We start from the raw sequence: 14,511 nt of genomic DNA on the forward strand, positions 1-14,511 counted from the left end.
GTCCTTACGGGTACAGATTGGCCTTGCATGAGGGTCGATCAGCGATCGATTTTCAGGCGCTCGACCACCTGGCCGTTCTGCAGATGCGAAACGACGATTTCGTCGATGTCGCTCTCATCGATATACGTGTACCACGTGCCTTCCGGATACACGACGACGGCCGGGCCTTCCTCGCAGCGGTCGAGGCACCCCGCCTTGTTGATGCGCACCTGGCCCTGTCCTGCGAGACCAAGCTGCTTCACGCGCTTTTTCGCGTACTCCTGCATGGCTTGCGCATTGCAATTCGCGCAGCTCGGGCGGTCCGCGCCAGGCTCGCGCTGGTTCAGGCAGAAAAAGACGTGGTACTTGTAGAACGAATCGGTCATGGCGTGGGGCACCGGTGAGTGTCGTGCAGTGAGCGCAGGCTGGCTGAAAGCGTGTGGCCCGCCTGAGGTATGACTTGAGCATTGTGTTGCGCGCCGGCGTGGCCGTGCGGCGATCCGGTCGATTATAACGAGCGCGGCGCGAACGCTCCGGTGAGCGCCGCGTGCCTTCACGCGCCGCGGCGGGCGCGCTTCGCGGCCCGGCGCGCGCGCCGCACGAGCCACGCGCGTTCGAGCGAGAACGCCGTCCACGCGAGCGCGGCCCAGGGCCACGTCCATGCGAGCCAGCGCGCGAGGCCGTTGAAGTGCAGGTAGCGGCCCTGCCGCCAGTCCGCGAGCACGACATCGAAGTACGGGTTCACGGGCAGCACGTTCACGAACACGAGGGCCACAGCAAGCGCAAGCGTCGCCGCCGCAGCGCGCAAGGCGCGCGGCAGACGCAAGGCGAGCAACGCGAGCAAGGTGCCCCATACGAGGCCCGCGAGGGCCCCCGGCGTGGCCCAGTCGAAAATGAGCCCGCTTTGCGACTGCAGAAAGGTCGCGCCCACCTTGACGACGAGCGTCGCCGCAAGGAGCGCGACGACGAGCCGCGCACGCGGCGCGCGCGCTCGCATGGGGAGCGTCGCGAACGCCGCCGCGCCGAACAGGTTGAGCGTCGTGACGATTGCCTCCCAGCCGCTATCGGGCAGGCGCGCGGCGAGCATGTCGGGCAGCGCGCGCAGATGCCAGGCGGCAGGCGTCCAGGCGAGCACGGCGTCCTGCATCGAGCCGTCGAGGCGTTGCCACAGCGCGCGCGCCCATTCGCCCAGACCGAACAGGCGCGGCGTGGGGTACATCGTCGCGAACGGCCAGAGCCCTGCAAGCACCATCAACACGGCCGCGTCGCGCTCGAACCAGCGAAAGCGCAAGCGGCGCAGGAAACCGCGCTCGAGCAGCGCGCCGGTGGCGGGCGCCGCCACGAGCGCGCCGAGCAGTGCGCCGAGTGCGTTCGAGGCGAGATCGAGATTGGACGCCACGCGCGTGGGCAGCCAGGTCTGCACGGCCTCCATCACGCCCGAGAGCAGCGTGCCCGCAATCGCGGCGAGCAGCACGGCGCGCACGCCTCGCCAGCGCGGCCACGCGGCGAGCACGACGAGCGCGCCGAACGGCATGTAGCCGAGCACGTTGGTGACGATGTCGAAAACCGTCCAGTAGCGCGGCCATGGATCGCCGAGATAGGCGAAGGGACTGAGACCGAGCGAGCGCCAGCCGGAGAACGGATACCACGAGCCGTAGACGATCAGCGCCGTGTAAAGCACGAGCGACTGGCGCGAGAGCGTCGACGCCTGGCGCGGCAGGGGCTCGCGGGCGGCGGGCGGTGGTGGCGATGGTGGCGATGGAGCCGCGAACGTGTCAGCGTGCGGCGCGGGCGTGTCGCCGCTGGCGAGCGTACCGCGCTCGCCGCTCGCGCTCTGGCCACCGCTTTGGCCACCCTCGTCGCCGTCCATCGCGCGCCGCCCGCCATGCGGGGCGCGCAGCCGGAGCCGTCCCGCTTCGATCATGCCGCTATCCTGCCCTTGCCCCCGATGCCGCGCCGCGCGCCGCCATCGCGCAACGCCGGTCTGCGCTTTTGAATGCGCTCTTGAACGTGCCCCTCAAGGCGTGCCCGCGAGCGACTGCGTGCTCAGCCACGCGCCGAGCTGGCTCGCGAACTCGTCGCTGGCCGCCTGCAGCGCATGCACGCCGCCCGCGGCGTCGGGCGTGGCCGCCGGCGCGCGCGTGGCAAACGAGCGCTGCGCCAGCACGCGGCCGCCCTGCATGAGCGTGGCGCGCGCGGCCAGTACGCCCGCGCTTTGCGTCGGGCTCTCGAACACCTGCTCGAACTCGTACAGTTCGACCTTGAGCATCGGCGCCTGCACGGCGTCCCCGCCCGCGAGCACCGTTGCGTGCGCGCCGAGCGACGTGCGCAGGCGCTCCGTGAGCAGGCGCGCGGGCGACATCGTCCAGCGGCTGTTCGCGTAGCGCGCCGTGCGCTGGGAGTCGGAGCTCATCCGGTAGAGAATGCCGTCGTTGTCGAGCGGCGGCGGCGCGTTGACCGCCAGCACCTTCAGCAGCGGCTTGCCTTGCGCGGCGGGGGCGCCCTGAGGGCTCTGCGACGACTGCAGGCCAAGGTCATAGCGAACATCGTTGATCGAACCCGGATTGCCCGCGCAGGCGGCCAGGAGCGCACCGAGCGCGAGCGCCGCGAGCCAGGCTGTGCTGGCCGCTGCGGCACGTTGCATCGATCGTGGCAGGCGTGGTGTGCGTGACATTGCGTTTCCTTCTTTGGCGCGCGGCGCATACGCCGCGCGGTGTGCATCGAATGGTGTCGCGAAAGGCCGTATGACTCGTGGCGCGGCCTACTTCGTGCCCCCGGCAGACGGCCACGCAAAGCCCGGCTCGCCGGGCCCGGGCGCCGGCTGCGGCGCGCCGCCGAACAGCACGCTGCGCGGACTCGTGCTGAAGGTGCCCGCCGCGCGGTCCACGGCGCGCATGGCCGAGCGCACGTCGTCGGTAAGCGAATCGACGCGTGGCAGCGTGTCGTAACCCACGCGCGCCGAGAGGTCCTGGATCGACACGTCGATCGAGCTGAGCGCCGCGCCCGCCTGGGCCGCCGCCGTGCCGGCCTTGTTCAGGTTGGTCTGGAACGGGCCGTCCGGGCGGTTCATGCTCGTGATGAGCGTGTTGGTCGACTGCAGCGCGTGCTGCAGGTCGGTCACCGCGCCGGGAAGCTGCTTCGCGGTGGGCTGGAGCTGCTGGGCGAGCACGTTCACGCTGCTCGCGGCCTGCTGCAGGCTGGTGACGGCCTCCATCACCTGCTTGCGGTTGTCTTCGGAGAGCATTTCGTCGATGTCGCCGGCGATGTTGTCGAGCTTGCGCAGCAGCGCGTCGCCGCGGCGCTGGAGCTGATCGAGCAGGCCCGGGCGCAGCGGCAGCTCGGCCACATGTGCCGCGGACGAATGCAGCGGTGAAAGATCCACGCCGTTGTCGTCGAGCTGCACGAAGGCGATGCCCGTCACGCCCTGCAGCGCGAGCGAGCCGAAAGTGGAGCGCGTCATCGGCGCCTTCTGGTCGACGAGAATGCGAATGCGGATCTGGCCCGGATGCTGGGTATCGAACTTGATCGACTGCACCTTGCCCACGTCGATGCCGCGAAAACGCACCGACGCGTCCGGATAAAGGCCCGTCACACTCGAGCGCGAGATGAGGTCGTACGGCACGCGCACGGTGTGGTCAGCGCTGAAGAAGATGACGACAAGCGCGATCACGATGAGCAGGCCTATCGTGAACATGCCCGCCCAGAACGCATGCGGTTTGTTTTCCATCGTCAGATTCCTTCTTTGGCGGCCGCAGCGCGCCAGTTGAGCCGGTCACCTACCACGGCTTGTACCCCACGGCTGCGGGAGCGAGCGCCGCCGGCGGCAGCTTCGCGCGCCGCTCGGGCGGCAGCGCCTGGAGCGCGCGGCGACCGCGCATGCCCAGAAAATACTCGCGGATAAACGGATGATCGACGCTCGCCGCCTCCTCCACGGGCGCCGCCACGAGCACGCGGCGCTCGGCGAGCACGGCTACGCGCGTGGAGAGCGCGACCATGGCGTCGAGGTCGTGCGTGACGAGCACGACGGTGAGCCCGAGGGCCCGATGCAGCGTGCTGATCAGTTCCACCACTTCGTCGGAGGAGCGCGGGTCGAGCCCGGCCGTGGGCTCGTCGAGAAAGAGCAGTTCCGGCTCCAGCACGATCGCGCGCGCAAGGCCTACGCGCTTGATCATGCCGCCCGAGAGCGCCGCCGGCATTTTGGAGGCGTGCTTGCACGGCAGCCCGACCATTTCGAGCTTGAGCATGACGATGTCGCGCAGCAGCGCGGCCGGCACCTTGCCAAGCTCGCGCACCGGCTGCGCAATGTTGTCGAACACCGTGAGCGACGAGAACAGCGCGCCTTGCTGGAACAGCATGCCGGTGCGCGTGCGCATGAGGCGGGCGCGCTCGGGGTCGACGGTCGAGATGTTTTCGCCGAACATCTTGATGCTGCCCGAGGTCGGCTTTTCGAGCCCGAGAATCTGGCGCACGAGCGTGGTCTTGCCCGAGCCCGAGCCGCCCACGAGCGTGACGATCTCGCCGCGGCGGATTTCGAGGTTCAGATGCTGGTGGACGATGTTGCGCCCGTAGCGCTTCGAGAGGTTGTGGACTTCGATCACCGGCTCGCCGATGGTCGGCAGCGGCAAGTCCTGCACGACCTCCTTGAGCGGCGTGGTGATCGTGCCGGTCGTTTTCGTCTCGATCGTCGTTACCGTCGTGCCAGTCGTGCTCATGACAACCCCACGTTCTGGAACAGGATCGCGAACACGGCGTCGGCGAGGATCACGATCGTGATCGACGTGACGACTGACGTGGTCGTGCCCTCGCCCAGGCTCTGCGAATTCGCCTTGATGCGAAAGCCGAAGTGACAGCCCACGATCGCCACCAGCATGCCGAACGCCACTCCTTTGCCGAGGCCGATCCACACGTTGGCGATCGGCACGACGCTGGGCAACGAGCGCATGAACCACGAAATGTCGATGCCCAGCACGATCTTCGCCGCGATCGCGCCGCCTAGCAACGCAATGATGTCGGTCCAGATCACGAGCAGCGGCATGGCGACGCCGAGCGCGATGACGCGCGGCAGGATCAGCCGCAGCCCGTGCGAGATGCCCATCACGCGCATGGCGTCGAGTTCCTCGGTCACGCGCATGACGCCGATCTGCGCAGTGATGGCCGAGCCCGAGCGCCCCGCCACGAGAATCGCCGAGAGCACGGGCCCGAGTTCGCGGATCACCGCGAGACCGAGAATGTTGACGATGAACTGGTTCGCGCCGAAAAGGCGCAATTGCTGCGCCGAGAGGTACGACAGCACGATGCCGATCAGAAACGCGACGAGCGCCGTGATAGGCAGCGCGCGCGCGCCGGCGTTGTATATGTTCGCCGAAATCTCGATCCACGGCGTGACCTTGGGCTTGCGCAGCACGAGCAGCAAGTCGAGGATCACGCGCCCGAACATGGCGATGCCGCCGTACAGGTGGTCGAAGAACGAGAAGATCGCAAGGCCGAGCTGCGTGACCGGGTCGACGCGCACGACGCGCTCCGCCGGCTCGCGCACGGAATCGAGCAGCGCGATGCGCTCGAAGATGTCGCGCTGCGTTTGCGTGAGGTCGACGAGATCGGTGGGCAGCTTGTGGCCCCAGACACTCCAGAGCGCCTGTCCACCCACGTGATCCATGCGCTCCACGCGCGAGAGGTCCCATTCCCCAATGCGCTCTTGCGCGAGCGCGCGCAGACGCCGGGCGGCGCCGCCCTCTTCGCGGTCGCGCGCGAGCGCGAGCGCCGTCCACTGGCCAGACAGGCGCACGGTCTTTCCGTGGGTGCCGGCCGAGACTTCAATGCCGGGCGGCGTGGCTTGATTCAAGGGTAAGCACTCGACAGGCAGGGTGAGCAAACATTGTAGCGAACGCGCCCCGTTTCGTCGGTCCGAAAGCGCACGGCCGACATGCAAACGTGAGGCGAACTGTGGGTAACACTCTGGATAACTTGTGGACTGCCTGTGGGCGGCCTGTGAATTGCCTAAAGATTAAGCAAATTGCGCGGGATTCGGCGGTGCGGTGGTCAGCGCCCAGCACCGCAGCGCCTGTGGATGAATCCGTGGATAACCTGTGGGCTGGCTGTGGGCGGCATGTGGATACCCGCATTTCGGGCCGAAACGGGCGTTGCGTCCTGCTGTTCACGCCCCAGCCACTACAATATGAGACATGAATGCGACGCCCCCCACCCCCGATACTCCGAGCGCCGGCGACTGGCGCATCGACCGCGACCGTGCGATCACGCTGTTCGGCCCGGCCGCGCACGACTGGCCCATCGAGATCGTCGAGGAAACCGGCTCGACCAACGCCGACCTGATGGCGCGCCTGAAGGCGCTGCCGCAAAAACGCGACGCACTCGAGCGCCCCATCGTGCGCGTGGCCTATCTGCAAACGGCCGGCCGCGGCCGGCGCGGCCGCACCTGGGTCGCGCAGCCCGGCGACGCGCTGCTGTTCTCGATCGGCTGCGTGCTGCCGCGTCCGATCGATGGGCTCGCGGGCTTGAGCCTCGCCATCGGCTCGGCGCTGGTGGACGGCCTGCGCACGCTGCCCGTGACCGCGCCGGGGCAAATCGCACTGAAGTGGCCCAATGACGTGCTGCTGGAAGGCGACAAGCTGGTGGGAATTCTTGTGGAGACGGCCTGGACGACCGCCGACGCCACGGCGGTCGTGATCGGCATCGGCACGAACGTGCGCGGCGAAGATGCGCTCGCCGCCAAGGTCGAGGCGCTCAACGCCGCCGGCGGCAGCGCAGCGGTCGTGCCCGGCACGACGCCCACAGCGCTCTCGCGCGCGTGGCCGAACGCCAACCTCACCGACACGCTCGCCGCCGAACTCAACGCGCTCGAAGCCGCGCTGCAACGCTTCGGCGCCGCGGGCTTTGCGCCCTTCCAGGCGCGCTGGAACGCGTGCCACGCTTACGCGGGCCGCGAGGTCGCCATCTACGAGCAAGGCAAGGAGTTGCTGCGCGGCACGGCGGCCGGTGTGGACGAGAGCGGCCAGCTACTCGTCGATACGCCGAACGGGCGCGAAACCGTCACGACCGGCGACGTGTCGCTGCGGCTCGCGGACGGCGGAGCATGAGCCGGGGCCCCTTCCTCCTGATCGACGCAGGCAACAGCCGGATCAAATGGGCGCTCGTCGCGTCGGACGGGTCGCGCCTGCATGCGGGCACCATCGATCACGTTCCCGCCGACGCCACGCAAGCCACGTCTGACACCCGTTGCGAGGAATGGGCGGCGCTGCCCCGGCCCGCTGGTGCGTGGATCTCGAACGTCGCGGGCGCGGCGGTCGCGCAGCGGCTCGACGCGCTAGTCGAGGCGCACTGGCCGGGCCTCGCACGCACCGTCGTGCGGGCGAGCGCGCAGCTATGCGGCGTGACGAACAGCTATGCCACGCCCGACGCGCTCGGCAGCGACCGCTGGGCCGGCATGATCGGCGCACACGCGGCCTATCCGGACGAACCGCTCCTGATCGCGACATTCGGCACGGCCACCACACTCGAAGCCCTGCGCGCCGACGGCACGTTCGTGGGCGGCATGATCGCGCCGGGCTTCACACTCATGATGCGCTCGCTCGGCGAGCACACCGCGCAACTGCCCGTGGTCGCCGGCGGCATGGCGGATGCTGCCCACCCGGGCATTGCCTTCGCCACCGACACGCGAAGCTCGATCTCGGCGGGATGCGCGCTCGCGCAGGCGGCGCTCGTCGAGCGCGCCTTGGCCGATTTACAGGACGCGTGGAGAATCCCGGTGCGGCTCGTGGTGAGCGGCGGCGCCGCAGCCGAAGTGACAGCGGCGCTCAAGGTGCCGCATACTCGCCACGACGCACTGGTGCTGTCGGGCCTGGCGCTCATCGCGGCGCAGTGCTGAGCTGCGACCCCGGCCCTGAAACTGAACGAACGATTTCGAAGGAGCTTCACACGATGCTGCGCTGGCTGATCGCCATTCTGATTCTCGCCAACGGACTGGCTTTTGCGGCCATTGGTGGCGTGTTCGGCCCGACGCCCGCGTCGGGCACGCGCGAAACCCAGCACCTGAACCGGCAGATCCACCCCGAGCGGCTCGTGGTGAAGGCGATCCGGCCCTCCGAATCAGCCGACGTGCCGACCGTCGGCGGCCCGGTGGCGGACCCGGCGGTGCAGGCGTCGACCCTGACGCAGTAAGCAGCGCTTCAAACGCAACTGGCCGGAGGCCGGGCGCGCCCAAGCCTCGGGCGGCCCGGCCTCCGGCCGGTTTTGCATCTGCCGAGCGCACGGTGTGAACGTGCACCCGGACGCCAGAACTTACTTCGATCCTTCCTGCGCGCGCACTTTCTGCAGCAGCTTCGTCGTGGAGCGGTCGTGCTCGAAGGCGATCGCGAGCGCGCGCCCGCCCCACCCGCGCACCAGTGCCGACTCGGGCAGCGCGTCCATGTCGTAGTCGCCGCCCTTCACGAGAATGTCCGGACGCACGGCCTCGATCAGTTCGACGGGCGTTTGCTCACCGAACTGCACCACCCAGTCCACGCTCTCCAGCGCCGCGAGCAGCGCCATGCGGTCGTTCTCGTTGTTGATGGGGCGGTCGTCGCCCTTGCCGAGCCTCTTCACCGAAGCATCGCTATTCACGCCGACGATCAGCGTGGCGCCGAGCGCCTTGGCATCGGCGAGATAGGTCACGTGTCCGCGATGCAAGATATCGAAGACGCCGTTGGTGAACACCACGGGGCCCGGCAGCGAGGCGCGCAGTTGCGCGAGCGCGTCGCGGGTTGTGATCTTGCGTTCGAAGGAAGCGGGCATGGAATGAGGCTCGGCTAAGAAAATGGGCGTGAGTCGATTCAGGCAAAGCTGTTACCGAACGCCCCAATGAAAACGGCCCGTCACGCGAAAAGCGCTTCGGGCCGTCCCGATCGCGGCGCGCCACGTAAGGCGCGCACGCGAGATGTCCCGGCGCATCAGGCCGGCTGTTGCGTGCCTTGCTCGGCCTGCAGGCGCTGCACCACTTCCTTGCGATAGCGGTTCAGTTCCTGCGCCGTGGTGAACGTGCGCTCGAACAGGATCGAGAGGTTGTGCAGGATACGCTCGATGACCTTCTTTTCCCAGCCGTCGTCGAAACGGATCTGCTCGTCGAGCCAGCGCTCGAGCCATTCCGGGTCGGGCAGGCGCGACTGCACGGTGTCGCGCGGGAACAGCGCCTGGTTCACGTGCAGGTTCGTGGGGTGCAGCGGCTTTTCGGTGCGGCGCGCCGACGCCATCAGCACGCCGATCTTCGCGAACGCCGCGCGCGCGACGTCGCCGAAATTATTGAGCGCCTTCTTCATGTAGCGCAGATACGCGCCGCCATGGCGCGCTTCATCGCGCGAAATCGTTTCGTAGATGGCCTTGATGACCGGCTCCGTGTGCCATTCGGCAGCGCGGCGATACCAGTGGTTCAGGCGGATTTCACCGCAGAAGTGCAGCATGAGCGTTTCGAGCGGCGGCGCCGGATCGAACTCGAAGCGCACGGCATGCAGCTCTTCTTCGGTCGGCACCATTTCCGGCTTGAAGCGGCGCAGGTATTCCATGAGCACGAGCGAATGCTTTTGCTCCTCGAAGAACCACACGCTCATGAACGCCGAAAAGTCGCTGTCGTGGTGGTTGTCGCGCAGGAACATTTCCGTGGCCGGCAGCGCCGACCATTCGGTGATCGCGTTCATCTTGATGGTCGCGGCCTGCTCGTCGGTGAGGAGCGACGCATCGAACTTGTCCCATGGAATGTCCTTTTCCATGTCCCATCGGACCGATTCGAGCGATTTGTAAAGTTCCGGATAAAGCATCGTGTTCATAGTCCCGCCCCTGATCTGCGCAAAACGCGCGCATGACGAATTCGTAGCGTGCCGCGTGCCCGCATAAACGCGGTCGCGCAGGCAAAAAGCATTTAATTTTACGCGGTATCCGGCCCTCTGGACGCAATCGCAGACCGGCGAACGCAATACGCGTTGCCCCACGACAATCCAGCCAACCGGAATGAAGGCGCCGTCGTGGATTCTGGGTAGCTGCTCCGTGCCTCGAACCCGGCCGCCTGATACCGCTGATCACTTCCGATGCCCGCGAGGCGTGCGAACCATCGCCGCGGGTCATGCGACACAATGTCGCACTCTGGTGCCCCGCGCTCGACGTCCCTTTGCCGCACCTTGCCGGCTGATTTTTCAACGGACGAACACCCCGCCCGTCAAGGCCGTGGACCTTGTACGGCGAAGCAGCGCATCGCCGCCCGCAATTCCCACGAATGACCACAAAAACCTTACACAATAATAGCATGCCGGTCTTTCAGTTCCGCCGCGCCTCCAAATCCGCGATCGCGCCGTCCGTCGGAGCTTTGAGCCAAGTCAAAAGAACATCGCTTTGCGCTAGCGTGTCGCGATAACCCAGTTCAATCAATTCGCGCGTGAATTCGCGCTCGAACAGCAAATAGCTCGCGAATGCCGCGCCGGATGCGCGGTTGCCGCCCATCGCACCCAGTAGCATGCGCACCGAGCGCGGCAACTGCTGCAAATGGCGCGCGGCGACCAGCTCGATGCGCTCGCTCGGCGCGATCGCGAGCACCTCGACATGCCGCCAGCCGCTTTCCGGCTCCACCGCATGCGGCAGCTGCAGCACCATGCGGTTCACGTGCTCGATGCGCTCGATATCGGCGCCGAGCGCGTCGAGGAACACGCTTGCGAGCACCTGCTGGCCGATCTGCGCGAGAGTGGGATACGTGTCTTTATCGCCCCGCGCCGCGGGCACTTCCGGCGTAGGCGTGGCCGCGCCGAGCACGACGATGCGCTGCGCGCCGAAATGGATGGCGGGCGAGAGCGGCGCGATCTGACGGATCGAGCCGTCGCCGAAATATTCGTGGCGGCCGTCGAGTTCGAGGCGCACAGCCGGAAAGAGGAACGGAATCGCCGCCGATGCGAGCAGATGAGCGGGCGTGAGCGCGACCATGCGCGCGGTGCGCTGCGCGCGCCGCCAGGCGGTGATCGGCTCACTCGCCTGGTAGAACGTGACGTGCCGCCCCGACGAATAGCTGAGCGCGGTGACGGCGAGCGCATGGAGCCGCCGCTCGTCGAGCATCTGCTCGATGCGGTGGAAGTTGAGCGAGTGCGGGAGCATCCGCGCGAGCGGCGTGCTGTCGAACAAGGTGCGCGGCGCGGTGCGCGCGCCCACGCTGGAGGCGGCCCAGCCAAACGCGAGCGCGGCCAGCCAGCGCGCGCCCGCGGCCGCGACGCCCGGCCAGTCGGTGCGATAGATCTGGCTTGCGCGCATGTCCGACCAGATCTCGACGAGGTGCGCTGCACCCTGCGTGAACTGGTCGGCGCGACTCGCGATCGAGGTGGCGTTGATCGCGCCCGCCGAGGTGCCGCAGATTACGGTGAAGGGCATGGCGCGGCGCGCCGGCTCGGCGTGGCTGGCCAGTTCGGCTAGCGCGCGCAACGCGCCGGCCTGGTAGGCCGCACGCGCGCCGCCGCCCATCATCACGAGCGCAAGCCGCATGATGCCGACGCTCCCCGCTGTTGTGCAGCTTTTGTCCCGGCGTTGCCTTTCTGCTGCGTCCCCCGGGACCGTTCTTCGTAACGTGACGCCGCGCGCCTTATTCCGGCTGCGCCGGTGCCTTCTTCGCGCCGCGCGGCGCGCTGCGGGCCGCCCCGCTGCTGTTGCCGTTGCCGCCGCTGGCGCTGCCGGCGCGTTTGGCGCTGCCGCTGCTCCGCTTGGCCGCCGCGGCCGCGGTCTTCGCTTGCGCCTCGCTCACCGCTTCGGCTGCGGCTTGCGCCGCCTCCGCGGCGGCGGCCGGCTGCGCCATCGCGAACTGCGCGAGCTGGTTGAACTGCGCCTGCACGAGATTCCACCACGAACCCGCGTCGAAGCCCGGCGGCGCGGATGCGGTGCCCTCGGCCGCATCGCCGGCGCTCGCGCCTTCCGGCTCGGCGGCTCGCTCGCGCGAGGCGCCCGCTCTCGGCGCTTCGGACTCGGCGTGCGTTGGCGTCATCTGCGCCTGCGCGAATGCGCCGAACGCGCGCAGCGTGGAAAGCGTCGCGCGTTGCACTTCGAGCGCCTGGATGGCGGACTGCAGCATGCCGAGATTGAGCTTGAGCCACTGCTCAACGGCGCGCAGATCGGTGATGCGCTTGTCGAGTTCCTCGATGTTGGTGAGCGGCGTCATCATGTCGGACATCATCGAAAGCGACGGGCCGAAGGCTTGCGCCACGCCCGGTTCAGTACCCGGAAATGCGCCGCCGAACGGCGTGAGGCGCATCATCCCCCACATGCGGTCGAGCATTTCGGCCGGCGGAAAGCCGGGAAAGCCCGGGAACGGCGGCAAGGTGCCTGCTGGGTCGGTCATGCGGATCTCCCTCGCATAGATAGGTGGTCAAATGCGCACGCGGCGGCGGCGCAAAACGATCTCTTCGATAATAGCGCGCGCAAAAGTAGAAATCGGCATAAAGCGCCAACCAACGCTCGAACCAACGCGCGTCAGAACGGATCGCCGCCCGGAAAATCGGGCGCGCGGCGCTCGCGCAGCGACTGCACGCCCTCGCGCACGTCCGGTCCCGCGAAACCCATGAATTCGAGCGCGAGCGACGTGTCGAAGGTCGGCCCCGCCATGCGCAGCCAGTTGTTGAGCGCGTACTTGGTCCAGCGCACCGCGGTTTGCGAACCACCCGCAAGACGTTTCGCCACTTCGAACGCCTTCGGCAGCAAGTCGTTCTCGTCCACGGCCAGCGAGACGAGGCCGATGCGCTCCGCTTCCTCGCCGCTCACCGGCTCGCACAGCAGCAGGTAGTACTTCGCCTTCGCCATGCCGCACAGCAACGGCCACACGATCGCGGCATGATCGCCCGCCGCGACGCCGAGGCGCGTATGGCCGTCGATGATGCGCGCCGTTTTCGTCGCAATGGAAATGTCGGCCAGCAGCCCCGCGACGAGCCCCGCGCCCACTGCCGGGCCGTGCATGGCCGAGACGATCGGCTTGCCGCAGTTGATCACGTTGTAGACGAGGTCGCGCGCCTCGCGCCACACGCGCGCGCGCACGTCGAAATGCGTGGCCATGTCTTCGACGAGCTGCAGGTCGCCGCCCGCCGAAAAGCCCTTGCCCTCGCCGCGAATCACGGCGACGCGCGCGTCGGGATCGCGGTCCACGTCGCGCCAGATTTCGGCGAGTTCGCGGTGCATATTCGCGTCGGCGGTCGCGAGGCCGCTCTTGTTCGCGCCCTCGCCGCTCATCACGATCTCGACGATGCCGTGTTCATGCCGCCGCACGCGCAGCGCATGATAGTGGGCGTAAAAAGGATCGTTCATCGGCGGACCTCCTTTGCTTCGGATTGCTGATTACATGAATGCGATGACCGTGCGGCTCATCAATGCGGCTGATACACCCACTTGCCATCGCGGATCTCGACCATCACGCGCGCTCGCGCATCGAGGCCGAGGTGATCGGTGGCGCTCATGTTGACGACGCCATTGGTGTCGTGCAGATCGTGCGTCGCTTCGAGCGCGTCGCGCAGCGCGTGGCGAAACGCGGGCGTGCCGGGCGCCGCCGCCTTGAGCGCAACGGGTATTGCGTTCTGCAGCAGGAGGCCCGCGTCCCACGTGTATGCACCGAACGCCGACACCGTGCCCGCGCCGTTGCGTGCTTCGTAGCGCGAAATATAGTCGAGCGCGAGGCGACGGCCAGGCGCATCTTCGGGCAGCTGCGCGGCCACGAGCACCTGGCTCGCGGGCAGGAACGTGCCGTTGCAGTCGGCGCCGCACACGCGCAGGAAGTCGCGATTGCCCACGCCGTGGTTGTGATAGATGACGCCCTTGTAGCCACGCTCCTTGAGCGCCTTCGGCGGCAGCGCGGCAGGCGTGCCGGCGGCGCCCACCACGACGGCGTCGGGGTGGGCCGCGACGATCTTGAGCACCTGCCCCGTCACGCTCGGGTCGGTGCGATTGAAGCGCTCGTTAGCGACGAGCTTGATGTTGCGCTGCTGCGCGGCCTTCGCGATCTCCGCATAGAACGTCTCGCCGAGCGCGTCGGCCTGGCCGATATAGGCGAGCGTCTTCACGTTGTGCGCGGCGGCGTGCTCCATGATCGCGCCGGCCATCATCGCGTCGGTTTGGGGCGTCTTGAACATCCAGTGACGCTTGTCATCGACGGGCTCGATGATCTTCGCCGACGAAGCCAGCGATATGGTGGGCGTCTCTCCCTGCGCGATCACGTCGAGCATCGCGAGCGAATTCGGCGTGATCGACGAGCCGATGATCGCATCGACATGCTGTTCGTCGATGAGCTTCTTCGTGTCCTGCACGGCCTGGGTCGTGTCGGAGGCGTCGTCGAGCACGATGTACTGGACTTTCTGGCCCGCGATCTCGGTGGGGAACATCGTGGCGGTGTCGCGCGCGGGAATGCCGAGCGAGGCGGCCGGGCCCGTGAGCGACAGCACGAGGCCGATCTTGACCTGCGCGAGCGCAAGCGTAGGCACACCGATACCGAACAGCAGGGCGATACGTGCAGCAAGACGGCTGGGGCGAGAAGCGTTCACG

At 67.8% G+C, this 14,511-nt stretch carries 15 protein-coding genes; 3 read left to right on the plus strand and 12 right to left on the minus strand.

Going from position 1 to position 14,511, the window contains the following annotated elements; genetic code table 11:
- Positions 1-38: 38 nt before the first annotated feature.
- From U5A52_RS07275 to U5A52_RS07300, 6 genes are all read right to left on the minus strand, one after another.
- Complete coding sequence (locus tag U5A52_RS07275) at positions 39-365, minus strand: (2Fe-2S) ferredoxin domain-containing protein (protein ID WP_321934369.1); 327 nt, start codon at positions 363-365, stop codon at positions 39-41.
- 167 nt (positions 366-532) lie between these two features.
- On the minus strand, positions 533-1,903 hold the full coding sequence (locus U5A52_RS07280) for a VanZ family protein (protein WP_321934370.1): 1,371 nt from the start codon (positions 1,901-1,903) through the stop codon (positions 533-535).
- A gap of 93 nt (positions 1,904-1,996) precedes the next feature.
- Entirely contained in the window at positions 1,997-2,635 is a 639-nt protein-coding gene (locus tag U5A52_RS07285) for an ABC-type transport auxiliary lipoprotein family protein (protein WP_321934515.1), read from the minus strand.
- A 105-nt stretch (positions 2,636-2,740) separates the two neighbouring features.
- Positions 2,741-3,706: an MlaD family protein gene (locus tag U5A52_RS07290; protein WP_321907552.1), complete on the minus strand. Its 966-nt coding sequence runs from the start codon at positions 3,704-3,706 to the stop codon at positions 2,741-2,743.
- Positions 3,707-3,755: 49 nt separating this feature from the next.
- A complete protein-coding gene (locus tag U5A52_RS07295) occupies positions 3,756-4,637 on the minus strand; it encodes an ABC transporter ATP-binding protein (protein ID WP_321907811.1) in 882 nt (293 codons plus the stop codon).
- A gap of 50 nt (positions 4,638-4,687) precedes the next feature.
- Entirely contained in the window at positions 4,688-5,821 is a 1,134-nt protein-coding gene (locus U5A52_RS07300; RefSeq protein ID WP_321907550.1) for an ABC transporter permease, read from the minus strand.
- A 340-nt stretch (positions 5,822-6,161) separates the two neighbouring features.
- On the opposite strand from U5A52_RS07300, the gene U5A52_RS07305 reads away from it, so the two are divergent.
- The 3 genes from U5A52_RS07305 to U5A52_RS07315 are packed head-to-tail and all read left to right on the plus strand — an operon-like array spanning position 6,162 to position 8,154.
- Positions 6,162-7,073: a biotin--[acetyl-CoA-carboxylase] ligase gene (locus tag U5A52_RS07305; RefSeq protein ID WP_321934371.1), complete on the plus strand. Its 912-nt coding sequence runs from the start codon at positions 6,162-6,164 to the stop codon at positions 7,071-7,073.
- Positions 7,070-7,861, plus strand: coding sequence for a type III pantothenate kinase (locus U5A52_RS07310; protein ID WP_321934372.1), 792 nt, complete (start codon positions 7,070-7,072; stop codon positions 7,859-7,861). The genes U5A52_RS07305 and U5A52_RS07310 overlap by 4 nt, the downstream gene beginning before the upstream one ends.
- Before the next feature lie 53 nt (positions 7,862-7,914).
- A complete protein-coding gene (locus tag U5A52_RS07315; protein WP_321934373.1) occupies positions 7,915-8,154 on the plus strand; it encodes a hypothetical protein in 240 nt (79 codons plus the stop codon).
- Positions 8,155-8,274: 120 nt separating this feature from the next.
- On the opposite strand, the gene rfaE2 is transcribed toward U5A52_RS07315, so the two are convergent.
- From rfaE2 to U5A52_RS07345, 6 genes are all read right to left on the minus strand, one after another.
- Positions 8,275-8,766 carry a D-glycero-beta-D-manno-heptose 1-phosphate adenylyltransferase gene (gene rfaE2, locus U5A52_RS07320; protein ID WP_321907545.1) on the minus strand — a complete coding sequence of 164 codons (492 nt, stop codon included), beginning with the start codon at positions 8,764-8,766 and terminating at the stop codon, positions 8,275-8,277.
- A gap of 155 nt (positions 8,767-8,921) precedes the next feature.
- On the minus strand, positions 8,922-9,791 hold the full coding sequence (locus tag U5A52_RS07325) for an acyl-ACP desaturase (RefSeq protein ID WP_028201777.1): 870 nt from the start codon (positions 9,789-9,791) through the stop codon (positions 8,922-8,924).
- Positions 9,792-10,275: 484 nt separating this feature from the next.
- Complete coding sequence (locus U5A52_RS07330) at positions 10,276-11,481, minus strand: patatin-like phospholipase family protein (RefSeq protein WP_321934374.1); 1,206 nt, start codon at positions 11,479-11,481, stop codon at positions 10,276-10,278.
- A 97-nt stretch (positions 11,482-11,578) separates the two neighbouring features.
- Positions 11,579-12,328 carry a PhaM family polyhydroxyalkanoate granule multifunctional regulatory protein gene (locus U5A52_RS07335; RefSeq protein WP_321934375.1) on the minus strand — a complete coding sequence of 250 codons (750 nt, stop codon included), beginning with the start codon at positions 12,326-12,328 and terminating at the stop codon, positions 11,579-11,581.
- A 131-nt stretch (positions 12,329-12,459) separates the two neighbouring features.
- Positions 12,460-13,284, minus strand: a complete 825-nt coding sequence (locus U5A52_RS07340; RefSeq protein ID WP_321907539.1) for an enoyl-CoA hydratase/isomerase family protein — start codon at positions 13,282-13,284, stop codon at positions 12,460-12,462.
- Between the two features lie 59 nt (positions 13,285-13,343).
- Positions 13,344-14,474 (minus strand): ABC transporter substrate-binding protein, encoded by a 1,131-nt coding sequence (locus tag U5A52_RS07345; protein ID WP_321934516.1) that lies wholly within the window; start codon positions 14,472-14,474, stop codon positions 13,344-13,346.
- Between the last annotated feature and the right edge of the window lie 37 nt (positions 14,475-14,511).

Origin of the sequence: Paraburkholderia sp. J8-2, from assembly GCF_905220195.1 — a bacterium.
In the GTDB taxonomy this organism is placed as follows: domain Bacteria; phylum Pseudomonadota; class Gammaproteobacteria; order Burkholderiales; family Burkholderiaceae; genus Paraburkholderia.

Coding starts and splice junctions, on each gene's coding strand:
- U5A52_RS07275 (WP_321934369.1), bottom strand. CDS start 365: ATGACCGATTCGTTCTACAAGTACCACGTCTTTTTCTGCCTGAACCAG.
- U5A52_RS07280 (WP_321934370.1), bottom strand. CDS start 1,903: ATGATCGAAGCGGGACGGCTCCGGCTGCGCGCCCCGCATGGCGGGCGG.
- U5A52_RS07290 (WP_321907552.1), bottom strand. CDS start 3,706: ATGGAAAACAAACCGCATGCGTTCTGGGCGGGCATGTTCACGATAGGC.
- U5A52_RS07305 (WP_321934371.1), top strand. CDS start 6,162: ATGAATGCGACGCCCCCCACCCCCGATACTCCGAGCGCCGGCGACTGG.
- U5A52_RS07310 (WP_321934372.1), top strand. CDS start 7,070: ATGAGCCGGGGCCCCTTCCTCCTGATCGACGCAGGCAACAGCCGGATC.
- U5A52_RS07315 (WP_321934373.1), top strand. CDS start 7,915: ATGCTGCGCTGGCTGATCGCCATTCTGATTCTCGCCAACGGACTGGCT.
- rfaE2 (WP_321907545.1), bottom strand. CDS start 8,766: ATGCCCGCTTCCTTCGAACGCAAGATCACAACCCGCGACGCGCTCGCG.
- U5A52_RS07325 (WP_028201777.1), bottom strand. CDS start 9,791: ATGAACACGATGCTTTATCCGGAACTTTACAAATCGCTCGAATCGGTC.
- U5A52_RS07330 (WP_321934374.1), bottom strand. CDS start 11,481: ATGCGGCTTGCGCTCGTGATGATGGGCGGCGGCGCGCGTGCGGCCTAC.
- U5A52_RS07335 (WP_321934375.1), bottom strand. CDS start 12,328: ATGACCGACCCAGCAGGCACCTTGCCGCCGTTCCCGGGCTTTCCCGGC.
- U5A52_RS07340 (WP_321907539.1), bottom strand. CDS start 13,284: ATGAACGATCCTTTTTACGCCCACTATCATGCGCTGCGCGTGCGGCGG.